This is a genomic window from Mesorhizobium sp. L2C084A000, from assembly GCF_000502875.1.
Lineage (GTDB): Bacteria > Pseudomonadota > Alphaproteobacteria > Rhizobiales > Rhizobiaceae > Mesorhizobium.
In genome coordinates this window covers 917132-933027 of sequence record NZ_AYWX01000001.1, presented here as the reverse complement: position 1 = coordinate 933027, position 15896 = coordinate 917132, and the positions used below count along the sequence as shown (strand labels likewise).

Here is a 15896-nt window from a genome sequence, read left to right as displayed (position 1 = left end):
GGAGAAACGATATGGGACATTCGTAGTATGACCTCGCCGGACAAGGCCGTCCCGCTTGGAATGCAGGCAAGAGAGTAGGCGTCAAACGACCTCTGAAGGTTCGTCAAATCTGGGAAATCCGGTTCTTTCTCGACCGCGAAGGTCGATCACGGGACCGAGCGCTGTTCGACCTTGCGATCGATAGCAAGTTGCGTGGTTGCGACTTGGTGAAGCTCAAGATTGGCGCGCTAGTGAGTGGCGCTGAGATTCGGACCCGGGCCATGGTTGTGCAGCAGAAGACTGGGAGGCCAGTTCAATTCGAACTGATGGCAGACGCGCGAGCAAGCCTACTCGCATGGCTCGAACATAGATGTGGAACGGGCGACGATTTTGCCTTTCCCAGTCGGGTCGATCATGCTGGCCATTTGAGTACCAGGCAGTATGCGCGCTTGGTCGATGAATGGGTTTCGGCGGTTGGCCTCCGCCGTGAGGATTATGGCACCACTCGCTTCGTCGTACCAAGGCCTCCATCATCTATAAGGCCACCGGGAATCTCCGAGCAATTCAAATTCTGCTCGGCCACACCAAGATTGAGAACACCGTCCGGTATCTCGGCGTCGACGTCGAGGATGCACCGACGCTGGCCGAGGGAACTGAAATCTGAAAGTGGACGACCACGCGTGGGTCGCGCGGGGTCGTCATCGCTTCGTGTTAGGTCCAGCGGCTTTGCGCCTCAACTCGGTCGTTCGAGTGCGGCAGCATGGTTTCTGAAACCTGCCATTCGCCGAGTTCAATTCGATACGCGGCCGTCCGGGGCCTTGTATTACTCTAGGGTCGCGCTAAGGCTCGTTGGCACAGCTTGGCCCCACAATTTTGTTGAAGAATAGTGAAGTAATCACTTCCCTTGCCGGCAAAGCCGCGTAATCTCACAAAAGAATCGAGCCGAATTATGGGGAGTGGGCGGCTTTTGATGGGGGCACGTTTTCAGTCTGAAGCCGATCCGGCTTCGGCATTTTTCAACATGACGCCAATTGACGCTGTAGCGCCATGACAGCGGAAATCGCCATCCTAAATAAATCCGCAGTGGCTTTGGCCGCTGATAGCGCTGTCACGATTTCGGCGGGTGATGTCGAGGAAAAAACCTACGATTCCGCCGAAAAGCTCTTCGATTTGTCCCATCGGGACCCTATCGGGGTCATGATTTACAACGGCATGCAGTTCATGCAGGCGCCGTTACAGATTCTGATCAGCGACTATCGACGCGACTGCAAGTCCTTCCCGCGATTGCAAGATGCGGCACTGGATTTCTTGACATATCTCAACGCGTGGGGAAACGATGCCTCAGCGAAGGTCCAGACAGCCGCGGTCGAATCAATCCTCATGCCGTTGATCCGCCAGATCAACGAGCGCATCACGACAAGGCTTGAACGTCTGCTGAAGGACTTCAAGAAAAGCATGCATCTGGAGACCGAACTCAACAGAATTGTTGATCTCGTGCTGGCGACGTTCGAGCAGATCTACCGGCGCGTCAAGCCCGCCAGGTTCATCGGCGGTTCCGCTCCGAGGATTACAAAAGGTCGTGAAGCTCAAATCCGCGAGATCGTTGAACAGAACTTTATGCGTGCGGACGACCGGGGTTTTACCGATCGCGTCGTCGCTTTGGCCAAGCGCGCGGTTCTGAGCGAGACCAGGACGGGCTCGCAAACGGGCATCGTCATCGCCGGGTTCGGGTCTAGGGACCTTTTTCCTTCGCTGATCTCCTTCGAAATCGACGGCGTGGTGTTCGGAAAGTTAAAATACGCCCGGACCAACTTTGTCGACATCGATCGCGACGGCGAGCGGTCGCGTGTCCTGCCGTTTGCGCAGAGGGAAATGGTGGAACGGTTCCTGTACGGCCTTGATGAGGGTATCGAGAGACACATAACGACCTTCGTGAACAACACGATTTCAAGCATCTCGAAAGATATCATTGCTCAACTGGATATGCCCGAGGCGGAGCGGCGGCTACTGATCCGGCAAGCTGGCGAGGCCGAGACAGCCTTCAACAAAAGGTTGCGTGAGGAGGAATTTGAGGAAATCCGTTCACAATCCCGCAAGGAGATTGAGGACATGGTCGAATTCATGCCAAAGTCCGAGCTGGCCTCTATGGCGGAGGCCCTCGTTAACCTGACGTCATTGAAACGTCATGTCTCGCGTGGCATGCAGACCGTTGGTGGCCCGATCGATGTCGCGGTCATTTCGCGGGCCGACGGCTTCATATGGGTGAAGCGGAAACATTATTTCGAGCCCGAGTTGAACCTTCGATACGTGCACCGCGTTCGATCAAATCTGATGATGACAGAGAGCCGCGATGATGAAGCGTAATTCTGCATTCAAGCGTCTGATCAATCGTGAAGAGGAGAGGCAGGGCCTGGCACCTGAGCCTTTGCCGGAAAAGCTGGCCCGCAGCATCGCGGATACGCAAAAGGAGATTCGCGACGTCTTCAAAGGGTCCTCCAAGATACGGGCCACGCTTAAATCACATGGTTCTGGCAACCACAGAAGCTGAGTTCGCCCGGAAACAGGTCATCGTTTCGGAAACGGCGGCCCGAGCACTCTCAGGCGACCCGCCGAACATCGGGGGCGAAACCCCGCGTTGAGAAGCGCCGCAATTGCAATTGCCGCAGCGTTTGGGCGCCGCTTACTGCTCATCGTCCTTTATGACCGCGAACATCTGGCGCAGGCGTGCCTTGGTCTTCGGCCGCTGCGCTCTGTACTCCCTGTAGAACGCCTGATCTGCAGCATCCTCCAATTCGACATCGTCGGTCAGGAAATAATCGGTGGTGACGCCGAGCGCCGTAGCGATCTTGCTGATTTTGTCGCCGGACGGTCGTGGCGGCTCCTTGTTCTCAAGCTCCCAGATATAGCTCTTGCTGGAGTCAGCGAGCTCCGCAAGCCTGTCCAGCGTGTAGCCCTTATCTTTGCGCAGCGCGCGAATCTTGTTGCCGAGCGGCGTGGTCACGATTGCCTCTTTCTGTCGTTTTCCTCTGTTCAGAGTAGCAGCACAGAGAGTGCTTGACAATCGATATGCGAGACGGCATACCTGTTCGGAGTAGACGTACTTCCCATACCGAAACCAACGAAAGGATACAAGATATGGCGTCACACAAGACCATCGGTACGCATCATGTGGTTCCCAACCACGATGGCGGCTGGGACGTGAAGAGGGGCGGAGGCCAGCGGTCGTCCGGTCACTTCGACAGCAAGAAAGAGGCGGTAGACTTCGGCCGCGGCGTCAGCCGCAACCAATCGACCGAGCTCAAGATTCACAACCGGGACGGCAAGATCGCGCAGAGCGATAGCCACGGCCACGACCCCAATCCGCCGCGCGGCTAAGCGAAAGGACAGCACAATGGCGCAGGAAGATGATAACAAGGGCCACGACGAGACGATCACGATCGTGGTCAACGGCACGCCGCACGAGGTGCCGAAAAAAGACGAACTGACTTATGTCGAGGTCGTTACCCATGCTTATCCGGACTATCCCCAAAATCCGGGCGCGACTTATTCGGTCACCTACACCCGGGGCCACAACGACCGAGATGGAATCCTCTCCCCCGGAGGCACCGTCAAGGCAAAGGATGGGATGGCGTTCCGTGTTAATCGCACTAGCGAATCATAATCCCGACATAAAACGGCTGCTCGACCGGGGCTTCGCGCTCCGGTTTGACAGCGGATATTTGGTTGTCCGCGACATTCCCTACCTCAACGCGCAACTGGAGCTGTGCACGGGCGCTTTTGTGACTAAGCTTGTCTTCGTCGACGCTGAAAAGGTCCAGCAAGACGACCATCAGGTCTTCTTCGCCGGTGGGGTTCCCCATGAGGCCGACGGGCGGCCGATCCCGAACCTGGGCGGTGGCCCGAGAACCTTGGCCCTGACCAGAGATGACGTGTTGGTTGAGCGCTCGTTCTCGAACAAACCGCCAACCGGTTTCCCGGATTTCTTTGAGAAAATCCAGCACTACGTAGCTCTGCTGTCCGGTCCGGCCGTGAGCCGCTACCCGCAAGCGACACCCCTCACGTTCGCGGTCGACCACGATGTGGTCGCAGATAGTGTCTTCACCTATCAGGACACGTTAACTAGCCGCGCGGAGATTGGCGATTTGGCGGCGCGGTTCAAAGATGAGGTGGTCGCAATCATCGGGCTCGGTGGGACCGGTGCCTATGTGCTTGACTTCATGGTCAAGACGAATGTGCGCGAAATCCGCGGTTTCGACGCCGACGTGTTCCACGTCCACAACGCCTACCGATCTCCCGGCCGGCTTCAGGAAGACGATTTCAAGCGGGCCAAGGCCGACCTGTATCAAGATCGCTATGGCAACTTCCGGAGCGGGTTGAAACTTGAAAGGAAATTCATCGACCAATCGTCAACTGAGGAGTTGCAAGGCGTCACCTTCGCCTTCGTCTGCGTCGATAAGGGGTCGGCCCGCGCCGGAGTTTTCGACCTGCTCATCGGCCTGAAGATTCCCTTCATCGACGTCGGCTTGGGTTTGAACCGCCAGCAGTCTGCGCTGGCAGGCATGCTGCGCGCAACAGTCTATCTGCCTGACGACGCCGAAGAGATCAGGGCCAAGGCTCTATCCGAGACCGCTGATCAGCCCGGCGATGAATATCGCACCAACATACAGATATCCGAGTTGAACGCGATGAATGCCTGCATCGCGGTAATCCGATACAAACAATACCGGGGTTTTTACGTCGAGGACCATCCAGCCTACCACATCTTGATGGACACAACCATGCCACGCTTTTTCGTCGAGACGCGCCATGAATGATATCCGGCTTCAAAAGGTCCATTTCGTGCCCAAGGAGCTTGATAAAGGCGTCCTGTATGTGTCCGATGAATACCAGGTTGCGGTGCACCTGTGCGCCTGCGGCTGCGGCTGCAAAGTGGCTATACCTCTCGGACCTGCGGAATGGCGGTTTACCGAACGTGGCGGCCGGCCGTCACTACAGCCGTCAATAGGCAGCGGGCAACTTCCCTGTAATTCCCACTACATCATCCGCGACGGACGGATCTTGTGGGAGCCCAAAATGACCGCCGCCCAGACGGTTACAGGCATGCTGAGGGATGAAAGGCGTAGGCAGGCCTACTATGAGGCCCATAGGCCACTGCCTGGCTTCTTCGCAAGTATATGGCAGCTTGTCCGGCGTCTGTTCGGGTTATAGCCCACCTTCGGTGAGCCTCAGTGTGACATTTTTCTTTCGCACTGAGGCTCTCATCGTGCCGGTACTTTTCGTACGGACAGACCGTGACGAGGGCGGCTTTTTCGCAATCATGTTTCCGAAAGCTGCCTGTCCGCAGTCGGCCCCATACAAGTCATTCGCTCTCGCCCTTCGCGATGACACTTCTTGGCGCCCCAGTCTTCCAAGCCTGCAACGTTCACTGCATCGCACGGGCGCGTATATTGGGTATCTTCGATATTCTGAAACGTCACGTCATGCTGCTTCCATCTACTACCAAACAGTGGAGGCTGTGCCCGTGACACCGACGAAGCTCCTTGTCGGCCAGATCGTCATTGTGTTCGCCATCGTCATCGTTGGCGTATGGGCGGCAACGCAATGGTGCGCCCACATGCTGGACTATCAGCCGCAGCTTGGCACGCCATGGTTTGCCGCGGCGGCCCGACCGATCTACAAGCCGTGGAAACTGTTCGAATGGTGGTTTCACTTCGACGCCTATGCGCCTGAGGTCTTCGACAAGGCCGGCATGCTTGCCGGAGCCAGCGGATTCTTGGGCTGCGCGGCCGCCATCGCTGGCTCCCTCTGGCGTGCGCGGCAGCGCGGCCTAGTCACCACTTATGGCTCGTCGCGATGGGCCGTGTCTTGGGAGATCGAGAAGGCAGGGCTGTTTCGACCAGCCGGTGTTTTCCTTGGCAAGCTGAAGGACCGCTATCTTCGCCATGACGGGCCGGAGCACGTAATGGCCTTTGCTCCCACGCGCTCGGGCAAGGGTGTTGGACTGGTTGTTCCGACGCTTCTTTCCTGGACCGGCTCGGCCGTCATTCACGACATCAAAGGCGAGAACTGGCAGCTGACTTCCGGCTGGCGGTCGAAGTTCTCTTTCTGCCTCCTGTTCAATCCGACCGACTCGAGATCGGCGCGCTATAACCCGCTGCTGGAAGTGCGCAGGGGTTCAGATGAGGTTCGCGACGTTCAGAACATCGCGGACATTCTCGTCGATCCGGAAGGCGCGCTGGAGCGGCGGAATCATTGGGAGAAGACTAGTCATTCACTCTTGGTCGGGGCCATCTTGCACGTGCTCTACGCGGAAGAAGAAAAGACGCTCGCGCGCGTCGCCACTTTCCTGTCGGATCCGCAACGCTCGTTTGCCGCGACACTGCTGCGGATGATGACCACCAACCACCTCGGCACGGCGGACACACCTCGGGTCCATCCCGTCGTGGCCTCGGCGGCTCGCGAGGTGCTGAACAAGTCAGAGAACGAGCGTTCTGGCGTTCTCTCGACCGCAATGTCGTTTCTCGGGCTCTATCGTGATCCGACGGTTGCCTCGGCAACATCGGCCTGCGACTGGCGCATTGCCGACCTCATGGATGCGGAACGACCGATGTCGCTCTATCTAGTGGTGCCGCCATCGGATATCTCGCGCACCAAGCCACTGGTGCGACTGGTGCTCAATCAGATCGGCAGGCGACTGACGGAGCGGCTGGAAGGTGACCCGAAGAAAAGCCGCAAGTACCAACTGCTCATGATGCTAGACGAATTTCCGGCTCTTGGTCGCCTCGACTTCTTCGAGACCGCGCTCGCCTTCATGGCGGGTTACGGCATCCGCGCCTATCTGATCGCGCAATCCTTGAACCAGATCTCCAAAGCCTATGGCGAGAACAACGCCATTCTCGACAATTGCCATGTGCGCATTGCCTTTTCCTCCAACGACGAGCGCACGGCCAAACGCATATCGGATGCGCTCGGTACGGCGACGGAACTCAGGTCCATGCGCAACTACGCCGGCCACCGGCTGGCTCCCTGGCTTTCGCACGTCATGGTCAGTCGCCAGGAGACTGCTCGCCCGCTGCTGACGCCTGGCGAAGTGATGCAGTTGCCGCAAGCTGACGAATTAATCCTTGCTTCGGGGTTGCCGCCGATCCGCGCCCAGAAGTTGCGCTATTACCAGGATCCGAATTTCACCGAACGGGTGCTGCCGGCGCCGGTGTTGCGGGAGGGTCTGTACGCGGACTGTCCTGCGTCGCGCCCCGACGATTGGAGCGGACTAGTCCGCAGTGTTGACCGCCGTCTCGCTGCAGATGACGAAAACGCCGGCGCGGCAATCGAAGAAGACGGCGGCGTGCAACAGCAGCGTCATCCCGGCCTGCCTGAAGACCACGTCGTCGTCTCTCAGGAGCCTGATCAAGACGACCTCTTCAATCTGGCGGACGATGACGCCGAGGCACTCGCAGACAAGCGCGTCATGGACCGGGTTTCCACCGCAGCCAGCGCCTACGGTATCAACGAGGGAAGGGGCGACGACAAGGACATCATCCCCGGCTTCTAAGCGCTTTCGCAGCTCAGGCGTATCTCAGCGTAGATAACGCCCATAAGCGATTTTTCAGATATCGGCGATGTTCGTTCCCGCCGCCGGCGCATCAGCGCCGGCCAGTCGGAACGAGCCCCATGAAGCCCCATCGCATTCGCCACCAGTTTCTGCTCGAACCCGCGTTAAGCGAGAAGCTGGAAACGCTCAGCCGCAACCCGTCGACCACAAAATCGGCGATCGTTGCGAAAGCGGTCGAGGCCTTCATCGAGCGGCGTGGCGAGAACGAACTCGACAATCGTTATGGCAGGCGTCTCGACCGTCTTTCCCGCGACCTCGACCATATCCGAACCGATGTCGAGGTGATCCTGGAGAGCCTCGCACTCTTCATACGCTTTTCGATTACGCTTCATTCCCACACGCCGGTCCCGGATCGGGCGACACAGGCGATTGCCCAAGAGCGCTTTGACAAATTCGTCGAGCAGGTCGGTCGCCAGATCGCCTCCGGGAAGCGCTCGCTTGGCAACGGCAATGGCAATGGAGGCGAAGGATGAGCTCTCATCCCGCAGCCGACCACCGCCGCCGCGCCATGCTGCGCACAGCCATGGGCCACGCGATCACCGAGGCCCTTGCCGATCCGACCGTCATCGAGGTGATGGTCAACCCCGACGGCGCGCTGCGGCTCGACCGGTTGGGAGAAGGCCGGGTCGATACCGGCGTGCATATGCATCCTTCCGAGGCCGAACGCATCGTCCGCCTCGTTGCCTCTCACGTGCGCGCCGAGGCGCATGCGGACAACCCAATCGTCAGTGCCGAACTACCCTCAGGCGAGCGTTTCGAGGGCCTGTTGCCGCCAATCGTCTTGGCGCCATGCTTTGCCATCCGCAAGCCGGCAGCAAAACTCTACACGCTGGCCAACTATGTCGCCGATCGCATCATGCTCCCGCTGCAGGCTGATGCCCTGAGGAAGGCGGTACGCGAGCGGCGCAACATCCTGGTCGCCGGCGGCACATCATCGGGCAAAACGACCCTTGCCAATGCTCTTCTGGCAGAAGTCGCCGAATGCGATGAGCGGGTGATCCTCATTGAGGACACCCGCGAGCTGCAATGCGCGGCCAAGGACTGTGTTGCGCTGAGGACGAGGCGGGGCTCCGTCACACTTGCCGATCTCGTACGCTCGACCCTACGGCTGAGGCCCGACCGCATCATCGTCGGCGAAGTCAGAGGCGCGGAAGCGCTCGACATGCTGAAGGCGTGGAACACCGGTCACCCCGGCGGCATCACCACGGTCCACGCCAGTTCGGCGCGCTCGGCCCTCTACCGGATCGAGCAGCTCGCCCAGGAAGCGGTCGTCACCGTTCCCCGCCGGCTGATCGCCGATGCTGTCCACCTGATTGTCTTCATCGCCGGACGCGGATCGTCGCGCCGCATAGACGCGATTGCCGAGGTCACAGGCCTCGACGGCAGTGGCGACTACGCCGTTGGCCAGCTCACTCTTCCGCAACTCCAGCAGCTTTGAAAGGTCATCTCATGCGCAAGAAAATTTGCTTTCTTTCGTCCGCCGCCGTCGCGCTTCTTCTCACGGCCCAGGCTCACGCTGCCGGCTCCGGCATGCCCTGGGAACAGCCGCTTCAGCAGATCCTGGAATCGGTGCAGGGGCCGGTGGCCAAGATCGTTGCCGTGATCATCATCATAACCACTGGCCTTACCCTTGCGTTCGGCGACACGGCCGGCGGTTTCCGCCGGCTGATCCAGATCGTCTTTGGCCTGTCGATTGCCTTCGCGGCCTCGAGCTTCTTTCTCTCCTTCTTCTCCTTTGGTGGCGGGGCGCTCGTCTGATGGCCATGGGAGAGAAGCATATCCAAGGCTTCGAGGTGCCCGTCCACCGGGCGCTGACTGAGCCGATCCTGCTCGGTGGCGCGCCGCGGGCGGTGGCGATCCTTAACGGCACCGCGGCCGCCGCAATCGGCCTTGGCCTGCAGCAGTGGATTGGCGGTCTAGTGCTCTGGATCGCCGGCCACACGCTCGCGGTCTTTGCCGCACGGCGCGACCCGGACTTTGCCAGCGTACTTGTCCGTCATCTTCGTCAGAAGGGCTGGCTTGCATGCTGAAGCTTTCCGAATACCGCGGCAAAGCCGACCGGCTTGCCGACCATCTGCCCTGGGCAGCACTCGTCGCGCCCGGCATCGTGCTCAACAAGGATGGCAGCTTCCAACGGACATCGCGGTTTCGTGGCCCCGACCTTGAAAGCGCGACGGAGGCCGAACTTATCGGCATATGCGCGCGGGCAAACAATGCGCTGAGAAGGCTCGGCTCTGGCTGGGCGCTGTTCTTCGAGGCCGAGCGCATCGAAGCGCTGGGCTATCCGAGCTCGGCCCTTCCCGATGCTGCCTCATGGCTGATCGATGAGGAACGGCGCGCGGCCTTCGAGGGCAAGGTCGCGCATTTCGAGAGCATCTATCATCTGACCTTGGTCTTCATGCCTGGGCCCGATGGCCAAGCGCGCGCGGAAAGTGCTCTCGTCGACTCGCATCACTTGGGAGGGGAAAGAGACTGGCGCCAGGAGCTTGCCCGGTTCCGAGACGAGACTGACCGCGTCCTCGATCTTCTTTCGGGCTTCGTGCCCGAGGTGCGCGCGCTCGACGATGCCGAGACCCTGACGTACCTGCACGGCACGATCTCGACCCGCCGTCATCCCGTTGCCGTGCCTGAAACGCCAATGTATCTCGACGGCGTCCTGGTTGACGCGCCGCTGACCGGCGGCCTAGAGCCGATGCTGGGCGAACAGCATCTGCGCACGCTGACAGTTCTCGGCTTTCCGAACGTCACCCGGCCAGGAATCCTTGATGCGCTCAATAACCAGGATTTCGCCTATCGCTGGGTGACGCGCTTCATTCCACTCGATAAGGCGGAAGCCACGAAGACGCTGACTCGGCTCCGCCGGCAGTGGTTTGCCAAGCGCAAATCGATCGCGGCTATTCTGCGCGAGGTGGTGACCAACGAACCGGTGCCTCTCGTCGACAGCGACGCCGACAACAAGGCGCTCGATGCCGATGCAGCACTGCAGGCATTGGGCGGCGATCATGTCGGCTTCGGCTATCTCACCACAACGGTGACGGTGTGGGATCAGAACCGTAAAGCCGCCGCGGAAAAGCTTCGCGCCGTCGAGCGGATCGTCAACGGGCTCGGCTTCACCACCATTCGCGAAAGCATCAATGCCGTCGAAGCGTGGCTTGGTTCATTGCCGGGTCATGTCTACGCCAACGTTCGCCAGCCGCTCGTTCACACGCTTAACCTTGCCCATCTCATGCCGCTGTCGTCCGTGTGGGCAGGTCCAGCGGAGAACGAGCATCTTGCCGAGGTCACCGGCGATTACGCTCCGCCGCTTCTTTTCGCCGAAACCAGCGGCTCGACGCCGTTTCGGCTTTCGACCCATATCGGCGATGTCGGCCACATGCTGATTGTCGGGCCGACCGGTGCCGGCAAGTCGGTTCTGCTTGCCCTGATCGCTTTGCAGTTCCGGCGCTACGCTGGCGCGCAAATCTATGTCTTCGACAAAGGCAATTCGGCCCGCGCCGCCGCGCTTGCCATGGGCGGCGACCACCATGCGTTGGGTGCGAATGGTGCGCTTGCTTTCCAGCCGCTGCGCCACATCGACGACCCGGCCACACAGAGCTGGGCGGCCGAATGGATCGCCGGCCTCATTGCCCACGAGAATGTCACCGTCACCCCGGAGGTGAAGGAGGCAATCTGGTCGGCGCTCACCAGCCTCGCCACCGCGCCGGCGCAGGAACGCACGCTGACTGGCCTGTCGGTCCTGCTTCAGTCCAATGCGCTCAAATCGGCGTTGATGCCCTACACGCTCGACGGTCCATTCGGCCGGCTGCTCGATGCCGATGACGACCGGCTGGCCATCTCGGATGTGCAGTGTTTCGAGACCCAGGAGCTGATGCACAGCCAAGGCGCTGTGCTGCCTATGCTCACCTATCTGTTCCATCGTCTTGAGGACCGGTTTGACGGGCGGCCGACGCTGCTCATGCTCGACGAGGCCTGGGTCTATCTCGACAACCCGCTCTTTGCCGCCCGCATCCGCGAATGGCTTAAGGTACTGCGTAAGAAAAACGTCTCCGTCATTTTCGCGACGCAGTCGCTTGCCGACATCGCCGGCTCTTCTATCGCACCGGCAATCATCGAGAGTTGCCCGCAGCGCATTTTTCTCCCCAATGATCGTGCGGTGGAGCCGCAGGCACGGGCAGCCTATGAGCGCTTCGGTCTTAATGAGCGACAGATCGAATTGGTCGCCCGCGCCACGCCGAAGCGCCACTACTATCTGCAGTCGCGCCGCGGCAATCGCCTCTTCGAGCTCGGGCTAGGCCCGATCGCTCTTGCGCTTTGCGGCGCCTCCGACCCGGCCGCCCAGAACCTGATCGACAATATTCTTTCCGAAGAAGGGCAGGGCAGCTTTGCCGCCCGTTTCTTCAGTGCGCGCGGCCTGGATTGGGCTGCCGAGCTTCTCCAGCAATTTCCTCAACCTAACAAGGAGCAATCGTCATGATCGGACGCCGCCTTTTTACTAGCCTGGTCACCGTTTCCCTGATCGCCAAACCGATGGCTGACTACGTCCAGCCGGCCTATGCGCTCATCGTGTTTGACCCGTCCAACTATACGCAGAATGTGCTGTCGGCAGCACGCGCATTGGAGCAGATCAACAACCAAATCCAGTCGCTTCAGAACCAGGCGACCATGCTGCAGAACATGGCGCGCAACCTTCAGCGCCTGGATTTCTCTTCCGTGGGCCAGCTTACCGGCTCGCTCCAACGGATTGACGGTCTGATGACCCAGGCGAGCGGCCTGAGCTTCGATCTCGACAAGCTGCAGGACCAGTGGCGCCAGCAATATCCGGAAAGCTACGACGCCACCATCAAGGTCAGCGATGTGGCGAGCGCCGCGCGCGAGCGCTGGCAGAGCGCCATGCAGGCGTTCCGCCAGACCATGAGCGCGCAGTCGCAGATCGTCGAGAACGTGCAGGCCGATGGCGACCTGCTTACCGATCTCGTCAATCGCAGTCAGGGCGCGGCAGGTGCCCTCGAGGCAAGCCAGGCTACCAATCAGCTGATCGCGCTTTCGACCAAGCAGCAGATGCAGATCCAGACGCTGCTTGCGACCCAGTTCCGGGCCGAGGCCGAGGATGCGGCGCGCAAGGCGCAGTCTGAGGAAGCCGCTCGCGAGACGACGAAGCGTTTCCTGGGCACCGGCACGGCTTATCCCGGCAACTGAGCGGCAGTTCTTCAAGACAACGAGGAAGGCGGCGACATGAACGACCTCGGAGTCATCGATCGCTTCATGGAGACCTTTACCCGCTACATTGACAGTGGGTTCGGTCTGCTTTCGGGCGACGTCGCCTTTCTCACCACCATTCTGATCGGCATTGACATCACGCTCGCGGGCTTGGTCTGGGCGTTCGGCGGCGAGCCCAACATACTTGGCCGGCTTGTTCGCAAAGTGCTCTATGTCGGCGCCTTCGCCTTCGTCCTGAACAATTTCAAGAACCTGGCCGACATAATTTACCGCTCCTTTGCCGGTCTCGGCATCAACGCATCGGCCGGCAACCTGTCCGCCGACAGTCTCCTGCGGCCAGGCCGCATTGCCGCGGCCGGCTTCGAGGGCGCCTGGCCGCTCCTCAATCAAGCGAGCCAGCTAGTAGGCTTCCCCGAGATCTTCGGTAACGCGCTCACCATCTTCGTGCTGCTTCTGGCCTGGTTCCTGGTCCTCATCGCATTCTTCATTCTTTCCATCCAGCTCTTCATCACCATCCTCGAGTTCAAGCTCACCACGCTGGCCGGCTTCGTCCTGGTGCCCTTCGCGCTCTGGAACCGCTCGGCGTTTCTGGCCGAGCGCGTGCTCGGCAATGTGATTTCGTCGGGCATCAAGGTGATGGTGCTTGCCGTCATCGTCGGCATCGGCTCCACGCTCTTTGGCGAGTTCGCTTCCGCCCTGCAGGGCCAGGAGCCGGACCTGGCGGCGGCCATGTCTCAGGTGCTGGGTGCGCTGGCGCTGCTTGGGCTCGGCATTTTCGGCCCCGGGATTGCCTCGGGTCTCGTTTCCGGCGCGCCGCAGCTTGGCGCCGGCGCGGCACTTGGAACAACGGCGGCCGCAGCTGGATCAACGCTCGTTGCCGGAGGCGCTACGTTTGCCGGCGCGCGCATGGCAACAGGCGGCGGCCTCGCCGCAGTCCGTGCCGGCGCCGCCATGGGGTCCGCTGCCACCGTCGCTTGGCAAACGGGGCGCGCGACATCGCCCGAGTCCGGGCTGTCCGGGGTAGCTGCTGGGCTGCAGGGGGTGGCGAGTGCCGCTAGCGGCGCCGCGATGCGGGGAATGCGATCCGCAGCAGAACCATTCCGCCGTAGTGCCGACGCCGGTCGCGATGCCGGCTGGATGACCGGCGGCATGCCGACCAGCTCGATGAGCGGAAGCTCTCCAGTTGTAGCTCCCGCGGCCGCGCCTGCCTGGGCAAGGCGTCTGCGTTCCGAACAGACCGCACGCGCCCATCGCAATGCTGCCACGCAGGCGGTGCGCGATGGAGATCGGGGCGGAAGCGGCGCCAATCCCTCCCTCAATGACAAGGAAGACTAGATGCTCTTCAAGCGACCCGTTCAGCGTTATGGAAAGACGCCCGAACCCGTAACACCCTACCAGAAGGCCAGCCAACTCTGGGATGAGCGCATCGGCACGGCGCGCGTCCAGGCCAAGAACTGGCGCTTCATGGCCTTTGGCTGCCTGGCTCTGGCGACGGGGCTTTCCGGTGGGCTTCTGTGGCAGTCGATGCAGGGCCGCGTCGTGCCTTATGTCGTCGAGGTCGACCGCTTTGGCGAGGCGCACGCAGTCACGCCGGCAGTCCAAAACTACCAGCCCGACGACGCCCAGATCGCCTGGCATCTCAGCCGCTTCATCCAGAATGTTCGTTCGGTTTCCACCGATGCGGTTCTGGTGCGGCAGAATTGGCTGTCGGCCTACGACTTTGCCACCGACCGAGCGGCGCTCTTCCTCAACGAATATGCCAAGGCGAACGACCCTTTCGGCCAAATAGGCACGCGCAGCGTGTCAGTGCAGGTGACCAGCGTGGTCAGGGCTTCCGACAGCTCGTTCCAGGTCAAATGGACCGAGCAGGTGTTCGAGCGCGGCAGCCTCGCCAGCACGACGCGCTGGATCGGGATCCTCACCATCCTCATCCGCCCGCCTAGGACAACCGAGCAGCTGCGCAAGAACCCGCTCGGCGTATTCATCAACGCCATCGACTGGTCGCGCGAGCTCGACAGCGCCGCCAACCCCCGTTTCCCCTAAGGAGCCCGCCAATGACAAATAGAGCCCCATTGCTTCGTGCTGCCTTGATCCTGTCGGCGTCTGCTGCGGTTCTTTCGGCCTGTGCCTCGAAGCCAGTGCCGCCGCCTCAGATTTCCTATGACCACGAGGACTTCAAACCAGCCGCGATCGAGAAGGCGCCGGAGAAGCCGGTCAAGGTCGTGGAAGTGCCGAAACCGTTACCGTTGCCTGGTCAGTTGATGCCCGCACCCGGCAAGCCCGCCCCAGATAAGCGCTCGCCGGAAGAACAGGTCGCCGATGCCAACAAGGCGGCGACGCAACAACCCACCAAGTTTGGCTATGTCAATGCGGTGCAGGTTTACCCCTTTGCCGACGGCGCGCTCTACCAGCTCTACGCCGCGCCGGAGCGCGTCACCGATATCTCATTGCAGCGGGGCGAGAAGCTGACCTCGGTCTCAGCCGGCGATACGGTCCGTTGGGTAATCGGTGACACCGTTAGTGGCTCAGGCGATGACCAGCGCACTCATGTGCTGGTGAAGCCATTCGCGCCGGGGCTTGCCACCAATCTGGTCATCACGACCGACAGGCGATCCTATCACCTGCAGCTTCAAAGCACTGAGAAAACTGCCATGGCGGCGCTCTCCTGGATTTACAGCGAAGACCAACTCGTGGCGCTTCGGCGGCGCAATGCTCAGGCAGAGGCTGAAATGCCCGCGGCCTCGAACGTAGCACTCGAAAACATCCGCTTCCGCTATTCGATCACCGGCGACACGCCGCCGTGGAGACCGACGCGCGCCTTCGATGATGGCAGCAAGGTCTACATAGAGTTCCCGAAGCGCATTGATCAGGGCGAGGCGCCACCGCTCTTCATCGTCGGTGCTGACGGGGACAACCAGCTCGTCAACTATCGGATGCACGGCAACTACTACATCGTCGAGCGCCTCTTTGCCGCGGCTGAACTCCGTCTCGGCGCCAAGCAGCAGCAGGTGGTGCGCATCACCAGGACCGACGGACGGCAACTGCCGCGGCGGATATCGCTCTTTTCGCGTTTTGGCAGGTGAGGGGA

General features: G+C 60.7%; 16 protein-coding genes and 1 pseudogene. 16 read left to right on the top strand and 1 reads right to left on the bottom strand.

Translation table 11 applies throughout. From position 1 onward, the window contains the following. Window positions 1-92: 92 nt before the first annotated feature. The 3 genes and pseudogenes from X735_RS1000000167115 to X735_RS1000000168570 all read left to right on the top strand — a co-directional run bounded on the left by X735_RS1000000167115 (window position 93) and on the right by X735_RS1000000168570 (window position 2527). Window positions 93-643: pseudogene (locus tag X735_RS1000000167115) on the top strand (tyrosine-type recombinase/integrase). A 383-nt stretch (window positions 644-1026) separates the two neighbouring features. Next, window positions 1027-2343: a hypothetical protein gene (locus tag X735_RS161475; RefSeq protein WP_023809287.1), complete on the top strand. Its 1317-nt coding sequence runs from the start codon at window positions 1027-1029 to the stop codon at window positions 2341-2343. Then, window positions 2330-2527 carry a hypothetical protein gene (locus X735_RS1000000168570; RefSeq protein ID WP_023809286.1) on the top strand — a complete coding sequence of 66 codons (198 nt, stop codon included), beginning with the start codon at window positions 2330-2332 and terminating at the stop codon, window positions 2525-2527. The genes X735_RS161475 and X735_RS1000000168570 overlap by 14 nt, the downstream gene beginning before the upstream one ends. 132 nt (window positions 2528-2659) lie before the next feature. On the opposite strand, the gene X735_RS161480 is transcribed toward X735_RS1000000168570, so the two are convergent. Next, window positions 2660-2980, bottom strand: a complete 321-nt coding sequence (locus X735_RS161480) for a helix-turn-helix transcriptional regulator (RefSeq protein ID WP_023708023.1) — start codon at window positions 2978-2980, stop codon at window positions 2660-2662. A 134-nt stretch (window positions 2981-3114) separates the two neighbouring features. On the opposite strand from X735_RS161480, the gene X735_RS161485 reads away from it, so the two are divergent. The 13 genes from X735_RS161485 to trbG all read left to right on the top strand — a co-directional run bounded on the left by X735_RS161485 (window position 3115) and on the right by trbG (window position 15891). After that, a complete protein-coding gene (locus X735_RS161485; protein WP_023809285.1) occupies window positions 3115-3354 on the top strand; it encodes a DUF2188 domain-containing protein in 240 nt (79 codons plus the stop codon). Window positions 3355-3370: 16 nt separating this feature from the next. Then, the gene (locus X735_RS161490) at window positions 3371-3640 is read left to right on the top strand and encodes a multiubiquitin domain-containing protein (RefSeq protein ID WP_031212482.1); all 270 of its coding nucleotides are present in this window, start codon (window positions 3371-3373) and stop codon (window positions 3638-3640) included. Next, a complete protein-coding gene (locus X735_RS161495; RefSeq protein ID WP_023708020.1) occupies window positions 3615-4793 on the top strand; it encodes a ThiF family adenylyltransferase in 1179 nt (392 codons plus the stop codon). Before X735_RS161490 ends, X735_RS161495 begins: the two co-directional genes overlap by 26 nt. A 707-nt stretch (window positions 4794-5500) precedes the next feature. Then, window positions 5501-7531 carry a conjugal transfer protein TraG gene (locus X735_RS161505; RefSeq protein ID WP_023809284.1) on the top strand — a complete coding sequence of 677 codons (2031 nt, stop codon included), beginning with the start codon at window positions 5501-5503 and terminating at the stop codon, window positions 7529-7531. Between the two features lie 119 nt (window positions 7532-7650). Beyond that, on the top strand, window positions 7651-8064 hold the full coding sequence (locus X735_RS161510; RefSeq protein WP_023711820.1) for a hypothetical protein: 414 nt from the start codon (window positions 7651-7653) through the stop codon (window positions 8062-8064). Further along, complete coding sequence (gene trbB / locus X735_RS161515; RefSeq protein WP_023809283.1) at window positions 8061-9029, top strand: P-type conjugative transfer ATPase TrbB; 969 nt, start codon at window positions 8061-8063, stop codon at window positions 9027-9029. The genes X735_RS161510 and trbB overlap by 4 nt, the downstream gene beginning before the upstream one ends. An 11-nt stretch (window positions 9030-9040) precedes the next feature. Beyond that, window positions 9041-9349 (top strand): TrbC/VirB2 family protein, encoded by a 309-nt coding sequence (locus tag X735_RS161520; RefSeq protein ID WP_023735762.1) that lies wholly within the window; start codon window positions 9041-9043, stop codon window positions 9347-9349. After that, on the top strand, window positions 9349-9621 hold the full coding sequence (locus X735_RS161525) for a VirB3 family type IV secretion system protein (RefSeq protein WP_023735761.1): 273 nt from the start codon (window positions 9349-9351) through the stop codon (window positions 9619-9621). The genes X735_RS161520 and X735_RS161525 overlap by 1 nt, the downstream gene beginning before the upstream one ends. Next, window positions 9615-12065, top strand: a complete 2451-nt coding sequence (gene trbE, locus X735_RS161530; protein ID WP_023809282.1) for a conjugal transfer protein TrbE — start codon at window positions 9615-9617, stop codon at window positions 12063-12065. Before X735_RS161525 ends, trbE begins: the two co-directional genes overlap by 7 nt. Continuing rightward, a complete protein-coding gene (trbJ, locus tag X735_RS161535) occupies window positions 12062-12787 on the top strand; it encodes a P-type conjugative transfer protein TrbJ (RefSeq protein WP_023669263.1) in 726 nt (241 codons plus the stop codon). Before trbE ends, trbJ begins: the two co-directional genes overlap by 4 nt. Before the next feature lie 36 nt (window positions 12788-12823). Further along, window positions 12824-14143: a P-type conjugative transfer protein TrbL gene (gene trbL, locus X735_RS161540; protein WP_023809281.1), complete on the top strand. Its 1320-nt coding sequence runs from the start codon at window positions 12824-12826 to the stop codon at window positions 14141-14143. Then, window positions 14144-14851, top strand: a complete 708-nt coding sequence (trbF, locus tag X735_RS161545) for a conjugal transfer protein TrbF (RefSeq protein WP_023809280.1) — start codon at window positions 14144-14146, stop codon at window positions 14849-14851. 11 nt (window positions 14852-14862) lie between these two features. Continuing rightward, window positions 14863-15891: a P-type conjugative transfer protein TrbG gene (gene trbG / locus X735_RS161550; RefSeq protein WP_023724107.1), complete on the top strand. Its 1029-nt coding sequence runs from the start codon at window positions 14863-14865 to the stop codon at window positions 15889-15891. Window positions 15892-15896 lie beyond the last annotated feature (5 nt).